The organism is Anaerobutyricum hallii (genome assembly GCF_900209925.1).
Lineage (GTDB): Bacteria > Bacillota > Clostridia > Lachnospirales > Lachnospiraceae > Anaerobutyricum > Anaerobutyricum soehngenii.
Genome location: NZ_LT907978.1, coordinates 3,223,836 through 3,245,037, shown reverse-complemented (window position 1 = coordinate 3,245,037; position 21,202 = coordinate 3,223,836). Strand labels below are relative to the sequence as shown.

Genomic DNA, 21,202 nt, shown 5'->3' with positions numbered 1-21,202 from the left:
TGGATTACAACAGGTATCTGACAGAGAAACTAACAGGATAATTATTAGATGGAGGACGGATTATGGCAGGAAAGAATAAAGATGCCTCTTTGAATAAAAGAGCCTTTACCTCAGGATTTTTCTTTATCCTGGCACAGCTTTTTGCAAGAGGACTGACCTTTGCTGTAACCCCGATCTATTCTAGGTTATTGACACAGGCGCAGTATGGTATAGTCCGTACGTACGAATCCTGGCTACTGATTGCATATACGGTCATGTCATTATGTCTTTGGAGAAGTGTGGATGTAGCAAAGAATGATTTTGAAGAGGATTATAATGGGTATGTATCAAGCGTACATACATTATCTTACATCGCGATCGCATTTTTCTTTGGAATCTGCATGATCTTTAAGACGCAGGTACAGGACTTCTGCCAGATGGATGATTTGATGTTTTATTCCTGTTTCCTCTATGTATTTACTTATACAAGTATGCTCTATGTACAGCGAAGAGATAAACAGGTTCTTAAATATAAGTTTAGTACGATGGCAACCTTGCTTACGATCGTGCCGGGAACCTTCCTTTCAATCTGGCTTATTTACCGAGGTCGGGTGCAGGGACTCGTTGATCAGCTTGTTGACCGTCGTGTGATCGGCTACTATGTTCCACAGATTATCGGAGGGGCGATCGTTGCTATTGTTATCTGGACACAGGGTAAGAAGTTTATTAATTTAAAATATTGGAAATACGGACTGGCATTCAGCCTTCCACTTATACCAGAAGCATTGTCGATTCAGATTATGAATCAGTCAGACAAGATTATGATTCAGAAAATGATCAGCAATGAAGCGGCAGGAATCTTTGCACTTGCGACAACGATTTCTTTTATCATATGGATTCTTGAGGATTCGGTATGGAATGCATGGATTCCATGGCTTTATGCCAAAATATCACAGGGGGAAGAAAAAGAAGTTGCGAAACCATGGACATCGGTTATGCATATGTTTGGAATTCTTTCCTGGGTGATTGTTATGCTCGCACCGGAAGCAATCGCTATTCTTGGCCCGGCAAAGTACAGGCCGGCAGTATGGCTCATTGCTCCAATGGTATCCGGAACCTTGTTCCGTTTCTATAGTTACAGCTATTCTGCTCTCCAGAATTATTACAAGAGAACCCAGTATGTAGCAGCCGGAACAATTGGAACGATGGTATTAAATGTTATTTTAAATTATGTATGTATCCTGAATTTTGGTTATATGGCGGCTGCCTATACGACAGCGTTCAGTTATATCATACTTCTGCTCGTGCAGGGAATTCTTGAGCATAAAATCACAGGAATGGTTATTGTTCCACTTCGTAAAACGCTTCTTATCGCAGTGGTATACGGTGCGATCAACCTGTTGTCCATGAATCTTTACAAAGTAGCATGGTATTTCCGATATGCTGTATTGATTCTTGTGGTAGCAGCAGCTGCAATCGCGTTAAGAAAACAGATGGCAGCAGTATTGAAAATGTTTAAAAAACGAAAGTAAAGACGAAAATAAATACGAAAGTAAAAAACAATGGCATAGATCTGTAAAGATAGTCGCTGCGAGCCAAATGCCTGTCTGGCATTTGCTCTTGCTCCGACATTACAGATCTATGCTATTGTTTTTTACTTTCGTATTTATTTTCTGACTTTGATAAATTGGAGGGATGATTTTTACCGGTATTTTTACCATGTACCTTTGATAAATCGAGGTAGGTATTACGGATAGAGCAAAAAAGAAGCGTTTAGCGCAACGGAACAAAATGAAAACACAAAATCATTCCTTCTTTTTTGCTTATCATCTTCTACTCTACTACGATCTCTACTTTATCCATAGCTTCGAAGAGCAGTTTCTGGGCATCTTCTAAGGTTTCTCCTTTGGTGATGATATGTCCGATACGATGTGGTCCTACGTGGAACTTATGTACTTCATCGCCCGGTTGATAATCGAATTCAACTTCATAAATATTATCATTTGGTTCATTGTGGTCTGTTTGGGACTTGATGATTCCGTCTTTATCACTCATGAGAAGATGGCTGGCATTTGGTACAAATGGTTTGTCAAATGTGAAGGCAGGATCTTCGCCAAGAGCAGTTTTTAAAATCTTTTCGTAGTAGTCAAATCCGTAGTAAATAGATGTTAGCTCAGCAAGGCAGGTAGCGCCGCAGCGTCCGCCGAGTTCTAGGACGTAAGTTTTGTTGTCTTTTAAGATGAAATCGGCATTGATAGCACAGTTGTCAAGCTGCATTGCTTTTACTGCGCCGCGAAGCTGTGCTTTGGCATCTTCGATGACATCTTCGCTTAAGTTATATGGTGCAAAGTGTCCGATTGGTACGCCGGTGTCTCCATGGAAAACATAATCTCCATGAGGAAGGATAAACTGTACTTCTCCGTTGTATACGAATGCTTGTGCTCCAAATTCTTCGCCTTCTACAAATTCTTCGATCAAGAAGTAATCTTTTCTTGTGTTTTCTTTTACATACTGCATAGCAGAGTCAAATTCTTCATAGGAATCTACACGAGTGATTCCGCGGCTGCCTGAGGAGTCTACAGACTTGAAGATCAGTGGGAATTCCAGTCCCTCGATTGTCTTTTTAATATCTGGATCTGTGAAGAGAACCTGGCGGAAGCGGGCAGTACGTACACCGTATTCTTCGTATTTGGTTTTCATAAGCATCTTATCTACTGCAATCTGTGCGGCTTCATAGGAAAGTCCGGCAAGTCCCATGGCATCGCATACTTTTCCGATAGTGATAACGCATACATCGGTACCGGTTGTAACGATTCCGTCAATCTGTTCTGCTCTTGCAATCTCAAGGATCTTTTCATCATCTACGGTATTTTCATAATATACTTTATCGGCTAAAGCAAATCCTGGATAGTTTCCAGGAATGCTGACAACAATCGTATATAATCCCATTCTTTTTGCTGTTTTAATTAAAGGAACCTGATAGATACCGGCTCCGAGAATCATAATTTTCTTCATGATGACCTCCTGATTGATTATGATGTACTCTCGGAGTCTTTCTCACAAAATCAAGCACAAAAAGATTCCGAGAGTACATTTATGATGATATAGTTTTCGTTATTTCTTCGTTATCTATTCATTATTTATTCATTATCTATTCGTTATCTGATGGTTCGCAGCTATTCTTTGCAGAAATAGTTTCTGTTGGAAGTACAGGTTCCACAGATGTTGCTGTATCCGGAGTATTCGCTGTGTCCTGGATTGCTGCAGCAGTGCTGTTTTGTGAAATTACTTCCCGTACAACGAACTGTGGCTGTTTGTTCATTCCAAGGAACATGCGTCCAAGGTATTCTCCGATTGTTCCCATGAATAACATGATAAGACCGGAGAAGAAGCAGATGGCACACATCATGGAAGGCCATCCAAGAGCCATCATAGGATTGACGAGTTTACGGATTACGATAATAAGTGCGCCAAGGATACTTAAAATAGAAAAGAAGTATCCGCAGTAGGTGGACAGTCGTAAAGGAACAACAGAGTAGCCCATAATGTTAGAATATAGCTGGATGAGCTTCTTTAATGTGTAACCGGACTGACCGACTTCACGCTCAAAATGTTTGATTGGAACGCAGCTTATGTTTCGGGTAGTACGTAAGAAGAGTCCCTGTAAATGTGTGTATGGACTCTGGTACTGGATAACGTAGTCTCTTACGAACTTACGGATAACCCAATAGCTGGATGTCTTCATGTCTTTGGGTTTTCCGATAAGGATTCGAACCGTGATGTAATTTAAAAAACTTCCAAAGTTGCGGAATGTGGAATGCTTTTTATCGGGATAGTAGCCATAAACAATATCGTAGCCTTTTTCAATCTCTTCCAGCAGAAAATGAAGCTGGGAAGGGTGCGTCTGCATATCATCATCCATCGCGATCAGCAGATCTCCCTGTGCATAGTTAAGCCCTGCCATAACGGCATTATGCTGTCCGGAATTCTTTGCTAAAGAAATTGCTTTTACAAAAGGATAGTCGGCAGCAAGAGAACGAAGTTCTTTCAGTGTTGCGCCATCGTCTGGAGAATAGTCGTCTACGAGAATAAATTCATAGTCCGGACGACCCAAACGATCTAGCTCCGCACTGGTCAGTTCGACTACTTCACGAATGGTTTGTGAAGATTTATAGCAGGGTATGATAATCGAGTGTAACACGAGTTTTGCCTCCTGGTAGTTTATTATGTACTCTCGGAGTCTTTCTTGCACTTGCTTTTGTGGCTGATTTTCCGCCAGCCGCACCCGAATTTCATCAACGTACGCACCGCGTACGCCTCAAAAATTTGGGCACAACTGACAAAAAATCTTCTCACAAAATCAAGCACAAAAAGATTGCCGGAGTACATTTATTATGTACTCAAAAGATTCCTGAAGTACATTTATTTTGAATAAAATTCTTTAATCTTTTCACATACAGTAAGAACTTTTTCTTCTTCTAATCCATAATAAAGAGGAAGACGAAGGAGACGTTCGCTTTCTTTTGTTGTGTACTTATCTTCTCCATGGAAACGACCGTATTTCTGTCCGGCAGGTGCTCCGTGAAGAGGAATGTAGTGGAATACGGAAGAGATGTCGTTCTCTTTTAAGTACTGGATCAAAGCGGTACGTTCTTCAAGAGTTTTCGCCTTGATGTAGAACATATGCGCATTGTGGACACAGCCTTCTGGAATAAATGGAAGTTCAATGTGTCCGGCTTCTTTTAAAGAAGTAAGGTTCTCATAGTAAGTATTCCATGTATGCATACGGTTATCGTAAATCTCATCGGCCATTTCTAACTGCGCGTAGAGATAAGCGGCATTCATATCACTTGGCAGGTAGGAGGAACCCGCTTCTACCCATGTATATTTATCAATCTGGCCGCGGAAGAACTTACTTCGGTTTGTACCCTTTTCACGAATGATTTCCGCATTGTCAATATTCTCTTTATCGCGGATTAAAAGGCAGCCACCCTCTCCCATGCTGTAGTTCTTTGTTTCGTGGAAACTGAAACAGCCGTAATCACCGATGGCGCCTAAAGCCTGTCCTTTATAGGAGGACATAACCCCCTGTGCAGCGTCTTCGATTACGAGAAGATTATGGCGTTTTGCGATATCCATGATTGTGTCCATCTCGCAGGCAACGCCGGCATAGTGAACAGGAACGATTGCTCTAGTCTTCTCTGTGATAGCATCCTCGATTAACTTCTCATCGATGTTCATTGTATCCGGACGGATATCTACAAAGACGGCAGTAGCACCACGAAGAACAAAAGCATCTGCGGTAGATACAAAGGTGTAGGATGGCATGATGACTTCATCCCCAGGTTTGATATCTGCAAGGAGAGCAGCCATCTCTGTAGCGTGTGTACAGGAAGTTGTCAGAAGAGCCTTTGCTGTTCCGGTATGGTCTTCGATCCACTTGTTACACTTCTTAGTGAATTCTCCATCTCCACTGATCTTGTGGTTCTGGATTGCTTTTGCCATGTATTCTGTTTCCTTTCCCGTAAATGGGGGAATATTAAAATTAATCATAAAAATTCCTTCTTTAAATTAAAATAAGTGGTTAGCAGTTACGGTATGAAGTAAAACGGCATACCTTCTCATCATTATAGCAAAAATAACAATAATTGTATAGAGAAGGAGTAATGAATTTCTGCCATTTCTTGACGGCAAATATATTTAATTATATAATAAAACAGTTGTATCTGTTCACAAAAAATAATTTTTTTGTTTTTTGATAGTTACAGGTAGCTTTTTTAAGAAAAAAGTGGAGAAATCTTTTTGTTATAAGAAAATAAAAATAACTTTGAGGGAGAAGAGAATGGTTAAGTTAGCAATGTACAGTTTACTAATTGTAATTACGTTTTTTGGTGTAGGTGCTTTTTCCGGTAAACTCTTTGTAAAGTTTCCAGACAGGGAACAGCGGGAAGAAAAGCTTATGTGGATTTTTCTTACATTTCTTATGATGTATTTCGCAAGTGGTTTTTGCATACAGATGATTACCGGTCATAAAGGGTTTTCGTTGTCGCTGGTAGAAACGATTACCATGCAGAAGATTGCGCCGATTGCAGGTCTGTTTTTATGTGCAGCCGTTATATTTGCACTGGAGATTCCAGCGGCGGGTCTTTTGAAAAAGGGTATGGAAAAGCAGAAGAGTATGCTGATTAGTGCCGGAGTATCTGTGGTCAGTGCAGTAATCTTATTTGTCTGGAAAAGAGCAGCACTTACAGAACTTGTTATAGGCGGAAAGAATTTTACGATTCTTGGTATTTTGGTGTTTGGCATTTTTTATTATGCCGGTTTTTATCTTGTGTATAAAAGAACACAGGAACGTGCAAAGGTTCAGCCGGTTTCCTTAAAGAAAGAGGAGTCTTTATGGAAACAGAAGGTGGGAGCATTTGCGAAAAAACACCCACTTCTTTGTTATATGATCTGTTACACCGGAGGTTTTCTTGTTTTAGTTGTCATCGTTTTTTCTACAATGATCTTATCGAATAAAGCATTGGTGTGGAAGATTGATGCGATGCCACAGTATTTTCCATATTTAAAATATATGGCAAAGTTCTTGAGAGAATCTGTAGTAAGTATGCTGCATGGTGACTTTAACTTGAAAATGTATGATTTTACGATAGGGATGGGAGAAGACCTTCGTTCTGTTGTAAGAACATATCCAACGAATTTCCTTGGGGTATTCGTACCAGACCGTTATATGGAAGTTTTTTATAATTTCCTTATGGTATTACGTTATTATCTGGCAGGACTTGCATTTACCGCATACTGCCGTTACAGAAAGAAACCATGGATTCCTACCTGTATTGTTTCTTATGTATACATATTTAGTGGATACATTATGTGTCTTGGAATCAGACATCCTATTTTTACAGCACCGCTGATTTATCTGCCAATGCTTTTGATCGCATTAGACCGTCTGATTACAGATAGAAAAGTATTGATGTACAGTTTGTTTGTAGGCATCTCCATGTTTACGAACTACTACTTTTTATATATCAATACCGTAGCAATGGGAGTATATGCGCTTATCCGTTTTGCACAGACTTATAAAAAAGACAAAGTTAAAGAATTCTTTGCCATGATGGTCCGAATTATTTTATCATATTTGCTGGGATGCTGTATGGGAGCAGTCTCTTTCCTGCCTACGATTGTAAGAACGTTAAATTCTGACAGAGTTGGTTTGAGCAATGCTAAAATTGCTACAGATAATCTGTTGTTTTATTATATCCAAAGACCGGGAAAGATATTGGCAGGATTGATATCGAATTCGTATGTGCCGGAGTATGACAGCTGCCTTGGTTTTGTGGCGCTTATGGTACCGGCGCTGGTTGTCTTTTTCCTTAATAAGAAGAAGGAAGAAAGAGGACTGAAGGGAATTATTATATTAGAATACATTGCATTACTAGTTCCATTTTGTGCATTTGCCATGTCTGGATTTAGTACGATCAGTAATCGCTGGGTTTATATTGTGACATTTACGTTATCTTATATGATGGTTCTTGTGTTTGATGATCTGCGAAGTCTTTCTAAAATACAGGTAATTATACTTTGTGTTGTAACAGTGGCATATTATCCAATCTGTAAATATATGATTGAGGATAATGTAATGGAATCAGAGACAACATTCCGAATGCTAGTTGGAGCAGTGCTGCTTATTTTACTTATCAACTGTATGAAGAAGATAACAAAGATGCAGTATTATACAGCGATGATGGTATTTATAGTAGTATCTTTAGCGGTACATGGAAGAATGCTATATGACATTGGTGGTGTAGTAGATACCTTTATGTATAATGGTTCTATTTCTGTGAAGTTTGAGCGCTCTCCGTATCTGTTCTTTACAGATATTTCAGATGATAATTTTTATCGTGTGGATACTTCTTCTACAGATGATGAATTTGAAAATACAGGTCTGGTACTGGATTATAACGGCGTATCCATGTATAATAGTGTTATCAATAAAGGAATGGTAAAGTATCATAAGGATTTGGACAGTATAGGAATCAGTGCGGTGCACCGTATTTATTCGTTTGATAATCGTACAGCGTTAGAAGCACTTGCTAATGTACGATATTATATGATCCGAAAGGAATTTACGCAGAATCTCCCATATGGATTTTCTAAGTATAAAGATTATAGTACAAAAGCTCATGAATATACAATTTACAAGAATGATTATCCGTTATCTATCGGATATACGTATGATAAATATATTGATAGTGAAGAGTATGAGAAGCTGTCTGCTATCGAAAAACAACAGGTGATGCTTGAGGCGGCAGTTCTTGATACAAAGAATGTAAAGAGTCTTGCGAAGGGGGATACCAGATCCGTTTCGGATAAGATTAAGTACGGAACGGTTACGGTAAAGGATACAGATGGTGTTATTGTGAAAGAAGACCGGATTCGCTCCAAAAAAGAAGAAAGTACACTGACTCTTTCTTATGAAAAGAAAAAGGGATATGAAGCTTATCTGATGATTGATGGAATGACAACGAAGAAAGCGCGTATTAAGGCGAAAATCAGCACAGATGATATGGAGAAAAATATTGTGATCCGTAATAATGACCTGACCTATGCGCTTGGAAGAGACAGCTATCTTATTAATCTGGGGTATAGCGATACTTCAGAATCAGAAGATGTGACATTTACGATTCCAATCAAGGCAAAGATTAACTATAGCGATGTAAAAGTATGCTATGTTCCAATGGATGATTATGTTTCACAGATTGAGGAGAGGAATGAAGAGTCGCTTCAGAATGTCTTGACAGATAAGAATAATGAGGTCAGTGGAAATGTAACCCTTTCTTCTGATAAGGTTATGGTATTTTCTATTCCGTATTCTTCTGGCTGGAAAGCATACGTGGATGGAAAAGAAACTTCTGTTTTCAGAGCGAATACGATGTATATGGGAATTAATTTAACGAAAGGTTCTCATAAAGTGGTACTTCGTTATAATTCACCGGGCTTACATCTTGGAATGATGGCATCTGCAGCAGGAATTATCATATGGATTCTATTAGCAGTCGCTTCAAAGAAAAAGAAGCAAAAAGGGAATCAATAAAATGGCAGATAGGAAAACTATATGAAACGTAATAACGTGCATATATAAAAATTTTAAGGAGAGATATTTATTATGGTAGAACATCTGACAAAAAGTGAATTAGCCATTATGGAAGTAATGTGGGATCAGGAGGACGCTCTTACCGCAACAGAAATTATTAAAGTATCCGGGGATAAGGAGTGGAAGAACAGTTCGGTTCATTTATTGGTAAATGCATTACTTGAAAAGAAGTTTATTGAAGTGGTAGGCTTTAAGAAAACAACTAAGAATTATGCCCGCACATTTAAACCGACAATGACAAGAGAACAGTATCTGACTCGTAAAGTTCTTGGACATATGAAACCGGAAGAGAAAATGAATATTTATAAAAAGTTATTAAAGGAAATTGACGATCCGGAATCTCTTAGAGATATTAAGAGAAACATTGATGCACGATTAAAAGTATTAGCAAATCAATAGTTGACTTTCCCTGGTATATGGGTATATAATCAACTCATCTTAAAAAACGAATACAGCGGACATTTAATTAAACCGATGATGTGGAAGTTAGGGCGATTGATGCACTTACAGAGAGACCGGGATGCTGAGAACCGGACAGAACGCAGATTGTCAAGTGGGCCATGGAGGGCAGTGTGAACGGCAGGATACCTGCTTATTAGCAGTGACGTGAAGACATACGTTAGTTGTCAGGGATATGATGCGTATCCTGTGAGTGCATGAAGAGTTTCATGAAGCAAGGTGGTACCGCGGGAGAAGTTTTAGAATTTTACCCGTCCTTGACAGATAGAGAATATTTGTCAGGGACGTTTTTTTATCTCAGTCGAGAAGAATCCCATCTCTTTCAGGAGATTACGTTTCTGTAAAAAGATTCCTATTTCTATAATGGTGAGGAATGAAAAGGCTGTATGAGTATGTTTTGATAATTGTGGATAAGGAGGATGAAAATGCGAAAGGTTGTGATTATCGGAGCTGGTCATGTCGGTTCCCACTGTGGATATACATTGGCACATTCGGGGATAACAGATGAGATTGTTCTTGTAGATGTGGATAAAGATAAGGCATATGCACAGGCACTTGATATTGCAGATAGTGTTAGTTTCTGTGAGAGGGAGACAGTGGTCAGAAGCGGAGATTATAAGGATTGTGAAGATGCAGCGATTGTTGTTATAGCAATCGGAGAGGCGAGAAAGCCGGGACAGACAAGACTTGATATGTTAGGTCGTTCGGTGGAAATGCTAAAAGAGCTGCTTGCACAGCTGAGTCCTTACAAGATTTCAGGAATTGTTGTGACGATTACAAATCCGGCGGATATTGTAGCGGATTTTGTAAGAAAGGGGCTTGGATTAAAGCGAAACAAAGTATTTGGTACAGGAACTTTGCTTGATACAGCAAGACTGATTCGGACACTCAGTGAAGAATCTGGTGTGTCAAGGCATTCCATCCAGGCTTTTTCACTTGGAGAGCATGGAGATTCTTCTATGATTCCATTTTCAACAGTAACAATCGGAGGAATTCCATTTGATGAGTATAACATTTCAAAGGAGAAAGTTTTAGAAGCAACAAGACAGATTGGAATGACGATCATCGAGGGCAAAAAGTCAACGGAATTCGGTATCGGCAGAGCTTTAACTGAAATGGCAGCCTGTATCCTACGCGATGAGAAAAAAATCATGCCTGCTTCCGTTCTTCTTCAGGGTGAATACGGACAATATGATGTACACTGCGGTGTTCCTTGCCTCATCGGAAAGAATGGAATTGAGAAGATTATAGAACTTCCACTGACAGAAGAAGAGCAGGAAATGCTTAATAGATCTTGCGAGATTATAAAGCAACATATTGAAACGGCAAGTCAAGATTAGAACTTCGGACAACAGATATAGAAAGGAAAAGAAAATGAGAAAGATGAAAAGATTTGTAAGTGCAGTGATTATGGCAGCAATGGTTGGTACGCTTTGTTTAACAGGATGTGGCTCTGATAAGAGTGCAGAAGGAAGTACAGGAAATAAGTCAGGAAAGCAGGTTACGGTGGCAGTTGTACAGCCGATGTCACACACTTCCCTTGATCAGATTCGTGATACGATTACTTCTGAACTTGGAAAAGATGAGAATATTAAAGTAGTAACGGATAATGCAAATGGGGATACTACTGCATTAAGCTCTATCATTGAAAACTATAAATCAGATGGCGTTGATATTGTTGTGCCTATCGCAACTTCTACCGCGCAGACAGCAAAGAGTGTTTATGATGGAGAAGATACCCCGATCGTATTTGCAGCAGTTTCTGATCCGGAAGCAGCAGGTCTTACAGGAGAAGATTGTGCGAACATCACAGGTGTTTCTAACAATATTCCAGCAGATGAAATCGTTAAGCTGATCGCGAACTTCCAGCCGGATTATAAGAAGATTGGCTTCCTGTATACATCCAGCGAAACAAACTCCGTATCAACGATTACAGCAGCAAAGAAATACTGTGATGATAACAAGATTGCTTATGAAGAGTCCTCTATTGCTAACGTTTCTGAACTTCAGACAGCTGTAGAATCTCTGATTTCCAAAGGAGTAGATGCTCTTTATACCGGTAATGATAATACAATCGCTTCCGCAATGGCAACATATACAGATGCTGCTTATGCAAAGAAGATTCCTATTTACTGTGGTGCAGATTCCATGGTTGCAGATGGTGGATTTGCAACAGTTGGTGTAAATTATGTACAGCTTGGAAAACAGGTTGCTGACATGGTAGAAAAAATTGCAAATGGGGAGAAGCCTTTCGATATTCCTTATGAGACAATTTCTGATTACGCCAAATACGTAAATATGCAGGCTGTAAAACAGTTTGGCGGAAACTTTGATAAAAAGGCATTTGAAGGATTTGATGTACTTGTAGAAGAGGACGGAACAAGTCATTTTAATAAATAATTAAATGCATATGATGATAAATTATGAAACATAATTAGAATTGAGGATAGAAACATGAGTGAAATAGCAGGTATGTTAGTTTCCGCTCTCGGCCAGGGGTTTATTTATGCCCCTATGGCCCTGGGCGTTTTTCTGACATTTAGTATTTTAAAAACTCCCGACCTTACTGTGGAAGGGAGTTTCGTATTTGGAATGACCTCTTGTGTTATCATTTCAATCGCAGGTCATCCGATTTTAGGACTTATTGCCGGTACACTTGCCGGTGCGGCGGCAGGGCTTTGCACAGGACTTTTACAGACAAAGTTAAAAATAGAACCGATCTTATCCGGTATCCTTACAATGACCGGCTTGTATACAGTAAATTATGCTATTTTAGGCGGACAGTCTAATCGTTATTTACAGTATGAGACAAAGAACAGCCTTGGGGTTACAGTAAATAAACCGGCAGATACTGTATACAAGATGTTTCAGAGAGCATTTGGGCAAAATATGTCTTCTAGTATGGTTGCATTTTTACTTACTATGATTATTGTGGTTATAACCTGTGCGGTACTTGTTACATTTTTTCGTACAAGAAATGGTATGGCGATTATTGCGACAGGAGATAATGAAGAGATGGTTCGTTCCTCCTCGATCAATGCAGACGTGTCAAGGATTGGCGGCGTAATGATATCCAATGCGTTAGTTGCATTTTCCGGAGCATTGCTTTGCCAGTATCAGAAATACGCAGACTTAAACTGTGGAAATGGTATGCTTGTTATGGGGCTTGCCTCAGTAATCATCGGTCTTACATTCTTTGGAACCCATTCAGTGACAGTGCAGGCAGTTGGTGTTGTTCTTGGATCATTGCTATACCGCATTATCATTCAGCTTGCTTACAAAGTTGATATGCCAAGCTATGCAGTCAAATTATTATCAGCAGTTATCGTTGTGATCGCATTAGTTATCCCATGGCTGCAGAAGAATTATAAAAAGAAAGGGGGCAGCCGCAAATGAGTAGTCAGTTAAAACTTGTGGATATTACAAAAAAGTTTGAGGCGAATACTGTCAATGAAAAGGTTGCCCTTGATCATTTGAATCTTACAGTAGAGCCGGGGCAGTTTGTCACAGTTTTAGGCTCAAACGGTTCCGGAAAATCAACGATGTTTAATGTTATTCTCGGAAGCCTTTTTCCAGACGAAGGAAAAGTATATTTAGGGGATAAAGACATTACGAAATTAAAAGACTACAAACGTGCCTTAAACATCGGATGCCTTTACCAGAATCCACTTCGTGGAACAGCTCCGAACCTCACCATTGAGGAAAACCTTGCCCTTGCTTACACAAGAAAGGCTTCCCCATCTTTCTTTGCCTTAAATAAAAAAGACAGCTCCTATTTCAGAGAAGTTCTTTCCACCCTTGGAATGGGGCTTGAAGACAGGATGAAAACGAAAATTGGACTTCTTTCCGGAGGACAGCGCCAGGCGGCCTCTCTTTTAATGGCAACGATTGCGGAGCCGGAACTTTTATTACTTGATGAACATACCGCTGCGCTTGACCCTGGTGCAGCCGAAAAAGTTATGGCATTAACGAAAAAAATCGTTGAGGAAAATAAAATTACTACGTTGATGATTACGCATGATATGGAATATGCTCTGGAATATGGCAGCAGGACGATCATGCTTGATTCCGGAAAAATAGTTATGGATTTGACCGGAAAAGAACGAGAAGAAATGACAACCGGGAAATTAGCCGAACTCTTTTATGGAAAAGCACATAAGAGAGGTTAATTTTGTAAGGTTGTAAAGTAGACGAACACCGGCAATGTAAATAGATATAAATTGTTCCGTATCACTGCACTCTTAATGCTCAACCGCATTAAGAGCTTGCTCCAAGTCACAATTTATATCTATTTACATTGCCGGTGTTCTGTTTATTCCAATCCGACAAAATTAATTCAAAGATTTGGGGATGGTGACAGGAAAAATTAGAACTCTGGAATATGTTATCTGCTCCATCTTCATAATCACTGATTTCGCCGTTTTCATAGACTTACAAATTAAACTTCCTCTTGCATAAAGCTGATACGTTTTGATATTATCTTTCATTGGAGAATGATATAAGAAAGGATGTGAAGGAAATGTGTAATTTAAGTCAGGGGATTAGGGAAGAAGCATTTGAAGAAGGACAGGAAAAAGGAGAAAAACAAAAATTAGTTAGAGTAGTTACTAAAATGCATGAGGCAGAGTTCCCTTTAGAGCAGATAGCAGCGATAGCAGAAATCAGTGTGGAGAGGGTGAAAGAGATTATAGATTAATTTTGTAAGGTCGTAAAATAGACGAACACCGGCAATGTAAATAGATATAAATTGTTCCGTATCACTGCACTCTTAATGCTCAACTGCATTAAGAGCTTGCTCCAAGTCACAATTTATATCTATTTACATTGCCGGTGTTCTGTTTATTCCAATCCGACAAAATTAATTCAAAGATTTGGGGAAGAATGCAACATTTTGTGTTAATATATATATCAGATGTGAGATGACTCCCACCTCTGTAGGTGGCGAGCAACAAATCAGTATCAGTGGGGGAGTCAATCTCCCATCTGATATAGCCTCCGGCAGGGCGCACATTGTCCGGTGGACAATGGTTTTGCGCCGACCGAAACGGAGTGTAGACTTGCAGAGATGCGCAGAAGAAGTATGTCATGCATTGCATGACGCGCATCTCGCAGCAAGAATGCCGGGGCATTCTTGAAAAAAACTGCGTGAAGAATATCATACAGACAGGAGTATAAGATAGAGATGAAAAGCAGGGTTCAGAAAAAAGAAATGCGTTGGGAGAAGCTTGATAATACGGCGAATCTTTTTCCGGTTATCGCGAATGAGACGATGACAAATGTATATCGAATTGCGGTGATTCTTTCTGAAGATATCCGTCCGGAGTGTTTGCAGGAAGCGTTAGAGCAGGTTTTGCCCTGGTTTAATACGATGAACGTCCGGATGCGAACAGGAATGTTCTGGTATTATTTTGAAACAAATACAAAAGGGAAGCCTGTTGTGCGGGAAGAACAGGATTTTCCTTGTCGTTATGTGGAACGTCATGAGAATAGAAATTATCTTTTTCGTGTTACTTATTATAAAAATAGAATTAATTTGGAAGTATTTCATGCGCTTGCAGATGGAATGGGTGCAGTGAATTTTTTAAGGGAGCTGACATATCAGTATTTGAGGATTTGTTATCCGCAGCTTTCGGGTGAGATGGGTGACCGGCTTTGTGATGATACATCGCTTGATACGGAGGACAGTTATTTAAAGAATTATAAAAAGGCAGGGAAGAAGACTTATAAGTCTGTTCCGGCAGTGCATATGAAGGGAGAACATCTTGTTCGAGGTGAACTAGGGACTATTCATGGGTATATGTCAGTGAAGCAGCTTAAAGAGAAGGCAAAAGAGCTTGGAATGAGTATTAATGAATATTTATCTGGCATTTTTGTATATAGTATTTATAAAGGATATTTGCATGAAAATACTTCGAAAAAGCCGATTGTACTTTGTGTTCCAGTGAATTTGCGGTCGTTTTTTGAATCAATGACAACAAGGAACTTTTTTGCGATGGCGAGTGCTGCCTTTTTACCGGAAAAGGAAAAATATGAGCGGCAGGAAGTTATGAAGCTTGTGCAGAAAGAGTTGAAGAAGCAGATAACGCAGGAAAATCTGGAAAGGATGATTGCCTATAATGTGTCGAATCAGAAGAATTATGCATTGCGGGTCGTCCCTCTTTTTTTGAAAAAACCGGCAATAAAGTTTGTATATTTAACGAGTGCAAAGGCAACAACAACAACGATTACAAATATGGGAAGAATGGTAGTAGATAAAGCATATGAACCATATATTAAGCGTTTTCAGATCATATTATCGCCTTCTGTCGGGCAGAATACAAAAGCAACGGTCTGTTCTTATGGAGATGAGCTGACATTTACATTTAGTTCTCTCTTAAAAGATACATCTGTACAGAAAGTATTTTTCCGTAGCCTTGTGGAGGATGGTATTGAAGTGGAGATTGAAACGAATGGGGTGTATTATGATTGATAAAAACTGTTTTTTGATGGGAGGTGCGTTTTCCCATGAATAAATGTAAAAGATGTAATGTATGGGTTGCAGATGATACGATGGTGTGCCCGCTCTGCCACACGATTCTGACAGAAAATAAATCGATGGAACAAAGTTTGGATCATAACGCAAATAAAATGCAGGGAGTGCAGAGACCGGGTTATCCGGATGTGAAGAAGAATACAAGACGCTTTCGAAAAGCAGGAAGAATTCTTTTATTTATTTCGCTGGCGGTGGAGATGCTTCTTGCATTTATCAATTATCTGACCTTCGATGCTGCCCCGAAGTACTGGTCGGTTGTAACAGGGGGAATCATTGCGTATCTGATCCTGACTCTTTGGGATATTTTCAGCAGAAGACAGGGGCATATTCGAAAGATTTATACACAGATTTTTGTTATACTGGGATTGCTGGTGCTGATTGACTATTCCCTTGACTGGAAAGGGTGGTCACTTGAATTTGGCTTACCATGTATTATTTACGGTCTGGTTCTTGCGATTATCATATGTATGAGTGTTAATTCCTCAAGTTGGCAGAATTATCTTTTGATGCAGCTGGCGGCAATTGCTTTAAGTATCGTGGATGTTGTATTACATTTTAAAGGGTATTTTCATCATATTGTACTTGCCTGGATCGCACTGGGGCTGTCTGTACTTTTATGGAGTGGAACGATGCTCATCGGAGACCGTAAGGCAAAGAATGAATTAAAAAGAAAGCTGCATATATAGCATGTTTGAAATTTGAATTTATAGTTTATTATAAAATAGTAAATGAACAGGAGATGTGAATGAGCAGAAGAGATTTGGGGACAAGTATCAGAAGAAGAGGAAAGACTGTGGACAAGTCGGCAATGGAACAGATGCTTCGGCGGGAACGGGCGATGCGTAAGAAACGCAGGAAGCAAAAGTCAATTAGTCTGGCGGCGGCAGTGTCAAAGAATGTAATCGCGCTTGCGACTTCTCTTCATGGAATCGGTCCGTTGATTCAGGACGGAACATTACGAAAGAGAGTGGCAGATATGGAACCGGCATGGCATCCGCCAAGAGGGTTTTCGCTGGTGCCGATTGAGATGTCGAATTTTTCAATGGAATTATTGTTGCATCAGATAGGAGACAATGCGGGGGATTCTGAACAGGTAGATACGGCCGAGAGATTATTGATGGAGAACCGAGAAGTTGTTTTACAGCTTCATGGTGGTGGATATATTGGAAAGATTCGAAATGCTTATCGGGACTTTGCAGTATTATATGCGAAAATGCCTGGAAAGAGGGCAGTTCTTTCTGTGGATTATCGTGTTGCACCGGAAAATCCGTATCCGGCCGCATTAGAAGATGCCTGTGCAGCATATGAATGGCTTCTTGAGATGGGATGTGCGAGTGACAAGATTGTTGTTGCCGGAGATTCTGCCGGAGGTGGACTTGCCTTAGCGCTTTGTCTTTATTTAAAAGATAAAAAGAAACCATTACCAAAGAAGTTGGTTTTAATGTCTCCATGGACAGATTTGGCAGCGACCGGAGATTCCTATGAAACAAACTTTGAAAAAGATCCACTGTTTGGCAACACGACGGACAGTATGATCTACAATAATGCATATTATGGGGATAACGATTCGAAATTGCCATACATTTCCCCGCTTTACGGTGATTATGAAGGGCTTCCTCCAATGCTTTTTCAGGTAGGAGGAGCGGAAATGCTTTTAAGCGATAGTGTAAGAGCAGCGAAAAAGGCAAAAGCTGCCGGATGTGAAGTTCACCTTACAGTTTACGATGAAATGTTCCATGTCTTTCAGCTTGGAATGAAAATGATGAAAGAATCCAGAAATGCATGGAAAGAAATCGAAGAATTTCTGAACTGCTAAGTGAAAGAAGAACCATCATACTAATGTATATTTTTATCCAATTTCTACATACTACCGATAAGACACTCGATATGAAAGTATAAAGTTGTGATTTATGCGATTTATTTGATGTACTCCCGGAGTCTTTCCTGTGCTTGATTTTGTGAGTACATAATAGTTATGAAGGAGTATGCAGGAGGAAATATATTATGAAGGCAACAGGAATTGTAAGAAGAATTGATGATCTTGGAAGAGTTGTTATCCCTAAAGAGATAAGAAAGACTCTTAAGGTAAAAGAAGGGATGCCGCTTGAAATTTATACGGATAAAGAGGGCGGAATCGTATTGCGAAAGTTTATGCCCTTTTCGGAGATGTCTGTTCTTTCAGAAGAATTTGCTCAATGTGTGGCACATCAGACAGATAAGATCGTGTTTATTACAGACAGGGAAAAGGTAATTGCTGCTGCCGGAGATGGCTTAAAAGGTATTGTTGGTAAGGAAATCAGCCATAGCTTAGAACGTATTTTAGATGACCGAGACGAATCGTTGCCATTAGCTGAACGAAGTCGCTTTATTCCAGTTGTAGAGGGCATGGATGGTGCAGATGAAGTGAAAAAAGTAGAACAGGTCCGTCAGATGATCCGCAGTAACGGACAGATTATCGGTTCTATTATTATACAGTCCAAAGACCCAAAGTATAAAGTTGGAGAGTTTGAGAAAAAGGTTGCGATGGTAGCTGCTGAGTTTTTGGGCAAACAAATTACGATTTAAATTATCTCAGTCAAGAAGACTCCCACCTCTTTTAGGTGGTGAGTGACTGCTCGACTTGAATGTCGATGAAAACAGTAAGTTAGTCATAGATAAAACTTAAAAAAGTCATTATGTAAAACTGCTTCGTATCACTGTTGGATGAATGCTTAGCCACATCCGTCATTGCTCTAAGGCGCAGTTATTACATAATGACTTTTTTATCTTTTTATAAATAACGGAAAAGTTCCTTTGCTTCGTCCTTCTTAGCGGTGTCTTTTACGTCAAGGATCTCGGCTTTTACGGTCTTGTTTCCAAATTGGATTTCAAGAATATCGCCATTCTTTACGTTAAGGCTTGCCTTGGCAGTCTTGCCATTCACAAGAACACGACCGGCATCGCAGGCTTCATTCGCTACGGTGCGGCGCTTGATCAAGCGTGAAACTTTTAAAAATTTATCCAGTCTCATAAATGTCCTCCCGGACGCTGACCTTTAATGCCTTCTATGAATGTGTCAGCAAACTAGAGATTAGTTGTTTACTTTCTCTTTTAAAGACTTCATAGCTTTGAACTTAGGAGCTTTGGAAGCTGGGATATGAATTGTCTCTTTTGTTCTAGGGTTGATTCCGTCACGAGCTGCTCTTTCAGTTACTTCGAAAGTACCGAATCCAGCTAACTGAATCTTCTCGCCTTTGCTGAGTTCATCACCAACAACATCAATGAATGCCTTTAAAGCCTGATCAGCATCTTTTTTTGTTAACTCTGTTCTCTCTGCAATTGCTGCTACTAATTCTGTTTTATTCATGATAAATTCCTCCTGATATTCTTACAATTGACTCGTTGAAATATCGCGCAAAAGCGCATGTACTTCCATAGTTATAACGGTTTTAGCGATGTTTGTCAAGGTGTTTCCTGTAATTTTTCCAGGGTTATATATTTTATTTGTAGTACATATAATAAAAGGAATAAAAACGAGGATAAAACTTATGGAAGAAAGAATTTTGAAGAGTCATAAGATTTCGATTTTTAACCGGAGCAGCGGAATTATAAGCGGAGTAAAAGAAGTGATTTCGTTTGATCCCAATGAAATTATTTTAGATACGGAACAGGGAATGCTTATGATTCAGGGAGAAGAACTGCATGTAACAAAACTGACGGTGGAAAAAGGAGAAGTGGAAATAGAGGGACTTGTATACAGCATGGTTTATTCGGATGAAGGAGGAATGACAGGGGAAAAAGGGGGCTTGCTAAGGAGGTTATTCCATTAGATGGAAAACAGGAAAATAGCAGAGGAAATCATAAGACAACTGCAGCTTTTTTCTCTTAGTGGGGTATATGGTGTTCTTCTTGGAATCTGGTATGAATTCTTCCGGATATTGCGAAAAACTTTTGTACATAAAAACAGAATTGTCCATTTGGAAGACATCATTTTCTGCCTTACGGCGGCAATCGGACTGTTTATTTTATTTCAGGTATATAACCAGGGAATGATACGTTTTTATTGCCTTTTTGGAGTAGAAGGTGGTGTGCTTCTTTATTTTTTTGTATTGAGCAGGTGGGTTGGAAAATTTCTTTCTTATCTTGTTGGATTTTTTTGCAGGATTATAAAAATTGCAAGAGGGATTTTTGGTTTTCCCGGAAAAGTAATTGTGAAAAATACGGGTAAAACATTGAAAAATATGCGTAAAACTATTAAAATAATAAGAAACCATAAATAATAATAAAGGAAAAGCAGAGAAAATGAAAAAAATAAAAAAACGCAAAAAACAAAAGAATAGTAAGCAGTTTAACAGACAATTTAAAAAGAAGTTTTTTACGAAGAAGTCAGCGATCATTATAATCTGCACAGTTGTTATTCTCGGAGCATTTGGCATAGGATATCAGAAAGTTGAGAAGAAAGCGGCCAAATATCAGAAAACGATAGATGAATTAAAAACGGATGTTAAGAATATAGAACAAACGAATAAAACACTTGAGAAGGAGAATAAGGGAATCAATACGGACGAGTTTAAAGAGCGGATTGCCAGAGAACGTCTTGGAATGATCAAAGAAGGTGAGATTTCTTTACAGGAAGCAAAAGAGGGAGAAGAAGCCAGTACAGGTATTTCATCAGAAGATACCAGTGAAGAGAGTAGTAAAGAAAGCAGTGAGGAGAGCAGTGAAGAGAGCAGCAAAGAAGAGACACAGACAACAGAATCTGCAGGTTCTGAAACGGATACTCCATAGAAAATATTTAAAATAATATTTAAAATAATTCATAAGAATTGCTTGACACATTTGAAGAAACATGGTATGATATTGCCTGTTGAGTGCGGCGGGATAGCTCAGTTGGCTAGAGCACGCGGTTCATACCCGCGGTGTCGCTGGTTCAAATCCAGTTCCCGCTACTACGATTAAGACCCGAATGGGTCTTTTTTTACTTTACAGGAAATTGCTTTCCTGTAAAGTAAAAAACGCTCCGCGAGGATGCGCACTGCGGCGGATAAGGTAGAGGTCGCAAGCGACCGCCGCAGGCGCGAGAATGTGCCAAGGAACAT

At 39.5% G+C, this 21,202-nt stretch carries 20 protein-coding genes and 1 tRNA gene; 16 read left to right on the top strand and 5 right to left on the bottom strand.

All coding sequences use genetic code 11. The features are described from left to right. The first annotated feature begins 62 nt into the window (after positions 1-62). Positions 63-1,511, top strand: a complete 1,449-nt coding sequence (locus EHLA_RS14705; protein ID WP_096241329.1) for a lipopolysaccharide biosynthesis protein — start codon at positions 63-65, stop codon at positions 1,509-1,511. A gap of 301 nt (positions 1,512-1,812) precedes the next feature. Here EHLA_RS14705 and EHLA_RS14700 read toward each other — a convergent pair whose 3' ends face one another. The 3 genes from EHLA_RS14700 to rffA all read right to left on the bottom strand — a co-directional run bounded on the left by EHLA_RS14700 (position 1,813) and on the right by rffA (position 5,532). After that, a complete protein-coding gene (locus tag EHLA_RS14700) occupies positions 1,813-2,994 on the bottom strand; it encodes an ATP-grasp domain-containing protein (RefSeq protein WP_096241328.1) in 1,182 nt (393 codons plus the stop codon). Positions 2,995-3,130: 136 nt separating this feature from the next. Beyond that, on the bottom strand, positions 3,131-4,180 hold the full coding sequence (locus tag EHLA_RS14695) for a glycosyltransferase family 2 protein (RefSeq protein ID WP_242970739.1): 1,050 nt from the start codon (positions 4,178-4,180) through the stop codon (positions 3,131-3,133). A 221-nt stretch (positions 4,181-4,401) separates the two neighbouring features. Further along, positions 4,402-5,532, bottom strand: coding sequence for a dTDP-4-amino-4,6-dideoxygalactose transaminase (rffA, locus tag EHLA_RS14685; RefSeq protein WP_021907658.1), 1,131 nt, complete (start codon positions 5,530-5,532; stop codon positions 4,402-4,404). Positions 5,533-5,821: 289 nt separating this feature from the next. On the opposite strand from rffA, the gene EHLA_RS14680 reads away from it, so the two are divergent. The 11 genes from EHLA_RS14680 (at position 5,822) to EHLA_RS14630 (ending at position 18,689) form a co-directional block, all read left to right on the top strand. Then, on the top strand, positions 5,822-9,073 hold the full coding sequence (locus tag EHLA_RS14680) for a YfhO family protein (RefSeq protein WP_096241327.1): 3,252 nt from the start codon (positions 5,822-5,824) through the stop codon (positions 9,071-9,073). Positions 9,074-9,145: 72 nt separating this feature from the next. Then, a complete protein-coding gene (locus EHLA_RS14675; protein WP_096241326.1) occupies positions 9,146-9,532 on the top strand; it encodes a BlaI/MecI/CopY family transcriptional regulator in 387 nt (128 codons plus the stop codon). A 485-nt stretch (positions 9,533-10,017) separates the two neighbouring features. Further along, positions 10,018-10,932: an L-lactate dehydrogenase gene (locus EHLA_RS14670; RefSeq protein WP_242970738.1), complete on the top strand. Its 915-nt coding sequence runs from the start codon at positions 10,018-10,020 to the stop codon at positions 10,930-10,932. Positions 10,933-10,966: 34 nt separating this feature from the next. Continuing rightward, positions 10,967-11,992: an ABC transporter substrate-binding protein gene (locus EHLA_RS14665; protein ID WP_096241324.1), complete on the top strand. Its 1,026-nt coding sequence runs from the start codon at positions 10,967-10,969 to the stop codon at positions 11,990-11,992. Between the two features lie 54 nt (positions 11,993-12,046). Further along, positions 12,047-12,988 carry an ABC transporter permease gene (locus EHLA_RS14660; protein ID WP_021907663.1) on the top strand — a complete coding sequence of 314 codons (942 nt, stop codon included), beginning with the start codon at positions 12,047-12,049 and terminating at the stop codon, positions 12,986-12,988. After that, complete coding sequence (locus EHLA_RS14655) at positions 12,985-13,761, top strand: ABC transporter ATP-binding protein (RefSeq protein WP_096241323.1); 777 nt, start codon at positions 12,985-12,987, stop codon at positions 13,759-13,761. Before EHLA_RS14660 ends, EHLA_RS14655 begins: the two co-directional genes overlap by 4 nt. Before the next feature lie 350 nt (positions 13,762-14,111). After that, positions 14,112-14,288, top strand: coding sequence for a hypothetical protein (locus EHLA_RS16320; protein ID WP_154581296.1), 177 nt, complete (start codon positions 14,112-14,114; stop codon positions 14,286-14,288). 486 nt (positions 14,289-14,774) lie between these two features. After that, positions 14,775-16,061 carry a hypothetical protein gene (locus EHLA_RS14645; RefSeq protein ID WP_096241321.1) on the top strand — a complete coding sequence of 429 codons (1,287 nt, stop codon included), beginning with the start codon at positions 14,775-14,777 and terminating at the stop codon, positions 16,059-16,061. A gap of 35 nt (positions 16,062-16,096) precedes the next feature. Continuing rightward, positions 16,097-16,810 carry a DUF6320 domain-containing protein gene (locus EHLA_RS14640; protein ID WP_021906372.1) on the top strand — a complete coding sequence of 238 codons (714 nt, stop codon included), beginning with the start codon at positions 16,097-16,099 and terminating at the stop codon, positions 16,808-16,810. 59 nt (positions 16,811-16,869) lie between these two features. After that, positions 16,870-17,940 (top strand): alpha/beta hydrolase, encoded by a 1,071-nt coding sequence (locus EHLA_RS14635; RefSeq protein ID WP_242970737.1) that lies wholly within the window; start codon positions 16,870-16,872, stop codon positions 17,938-17,940. A gap of 188 nt (positions 17,941-18,128) precedes the next feature. Further along, positions 18,129-18,689, top strand: a complete 561-nt coding sequence (locus EHLA_RS14630) for a stage V sporulation T C-terminal domain-containing protein (RefSeq protein WP_021906370.1) — start codon at positions 18,129-18,131, stop codon at positions 18,687-18,689. 205 nt (positions 18,690-18,894) lie between these two features. On the opposite strand, the gene EHLA_RS14625 is transcribed toward EHLA_RS14630, so the two are convergent. Next, positions 18,895-19,134, bottom strand: a complete 240-nt coding sequence (locus tag EHLA_RS14625) for an RNA-binding S4 domain-containing protein (RefSeq protein WP_096241320.1) — start codon at positions 19,132-19,134, stop codon at positions 18,895-18,897. Positions 19,135-19,194: 60 nt separating this feature from the next. Beyond that, positions 19,195-19,470: an HU family DNA-binding protein gene (locus EHLA_RS14620; protein WP_005348434.1), complete on the bottom strand. Its 276-nt coding sequence runs from the start codon at positions 19,468-19,470 to the stop codon at positions 19,195-19,197. A gap of 181 nt (positions 19,471-19,651) precedes the next feature. Between EHLA_RS14620 and yabP the strand changes: the two genes are divergently transcribed. The 4 genes from yabP to EHLA_RS14600 all read left to right on the top strand — a co-directional run bounded on the left by yabP (position 19,652) and on the right by EHLA_RS14600 (position 21,052). Then, positions 19,652-19,933, top strand: a complete 282-nt coding sequence (gene yabP, locus EHLA_RS14615) for a sporulation protein YabP (protein ID WP_021906369.1) — start codon at positions 19,652-19,654, stop codon at positions 19,931-19,933. Beyond that, the gene (gene yabQ / locus EHLA_RS14610) at positions 19,934-20,383 is read left to right on the top strand and encodes a spore cortex biosynthesis protein YabQ (protein ID WP_096241319.1); all 450 of its coding nucleotides are present in this window, start codon (positions 19,934-19,936) and stop codon (positions 20,381-20,383) included. 22 nt (positions 20,384-20,405) lie between these two features. After that, on the top strand, positions 20,406-20,891 hold the full coding sequence (locus EHLA_RS14605) for an FtsB family cell division protein (RefSeq protein WP_096241318.1): 486 nt from the start codon (positions 20,406-20,408) through the stop codon (positions 20,889-20,891). Between the two features lie 87 nt (positions 20,892-20,978). Next, positions 20,979-21,052: transfer RNA gene (locus EHLA_RS14600), tRNA-Met, on the top strand. The last annotated feature ends 150 nt before the right edge of the window (positions 21,053-21,202 follow it).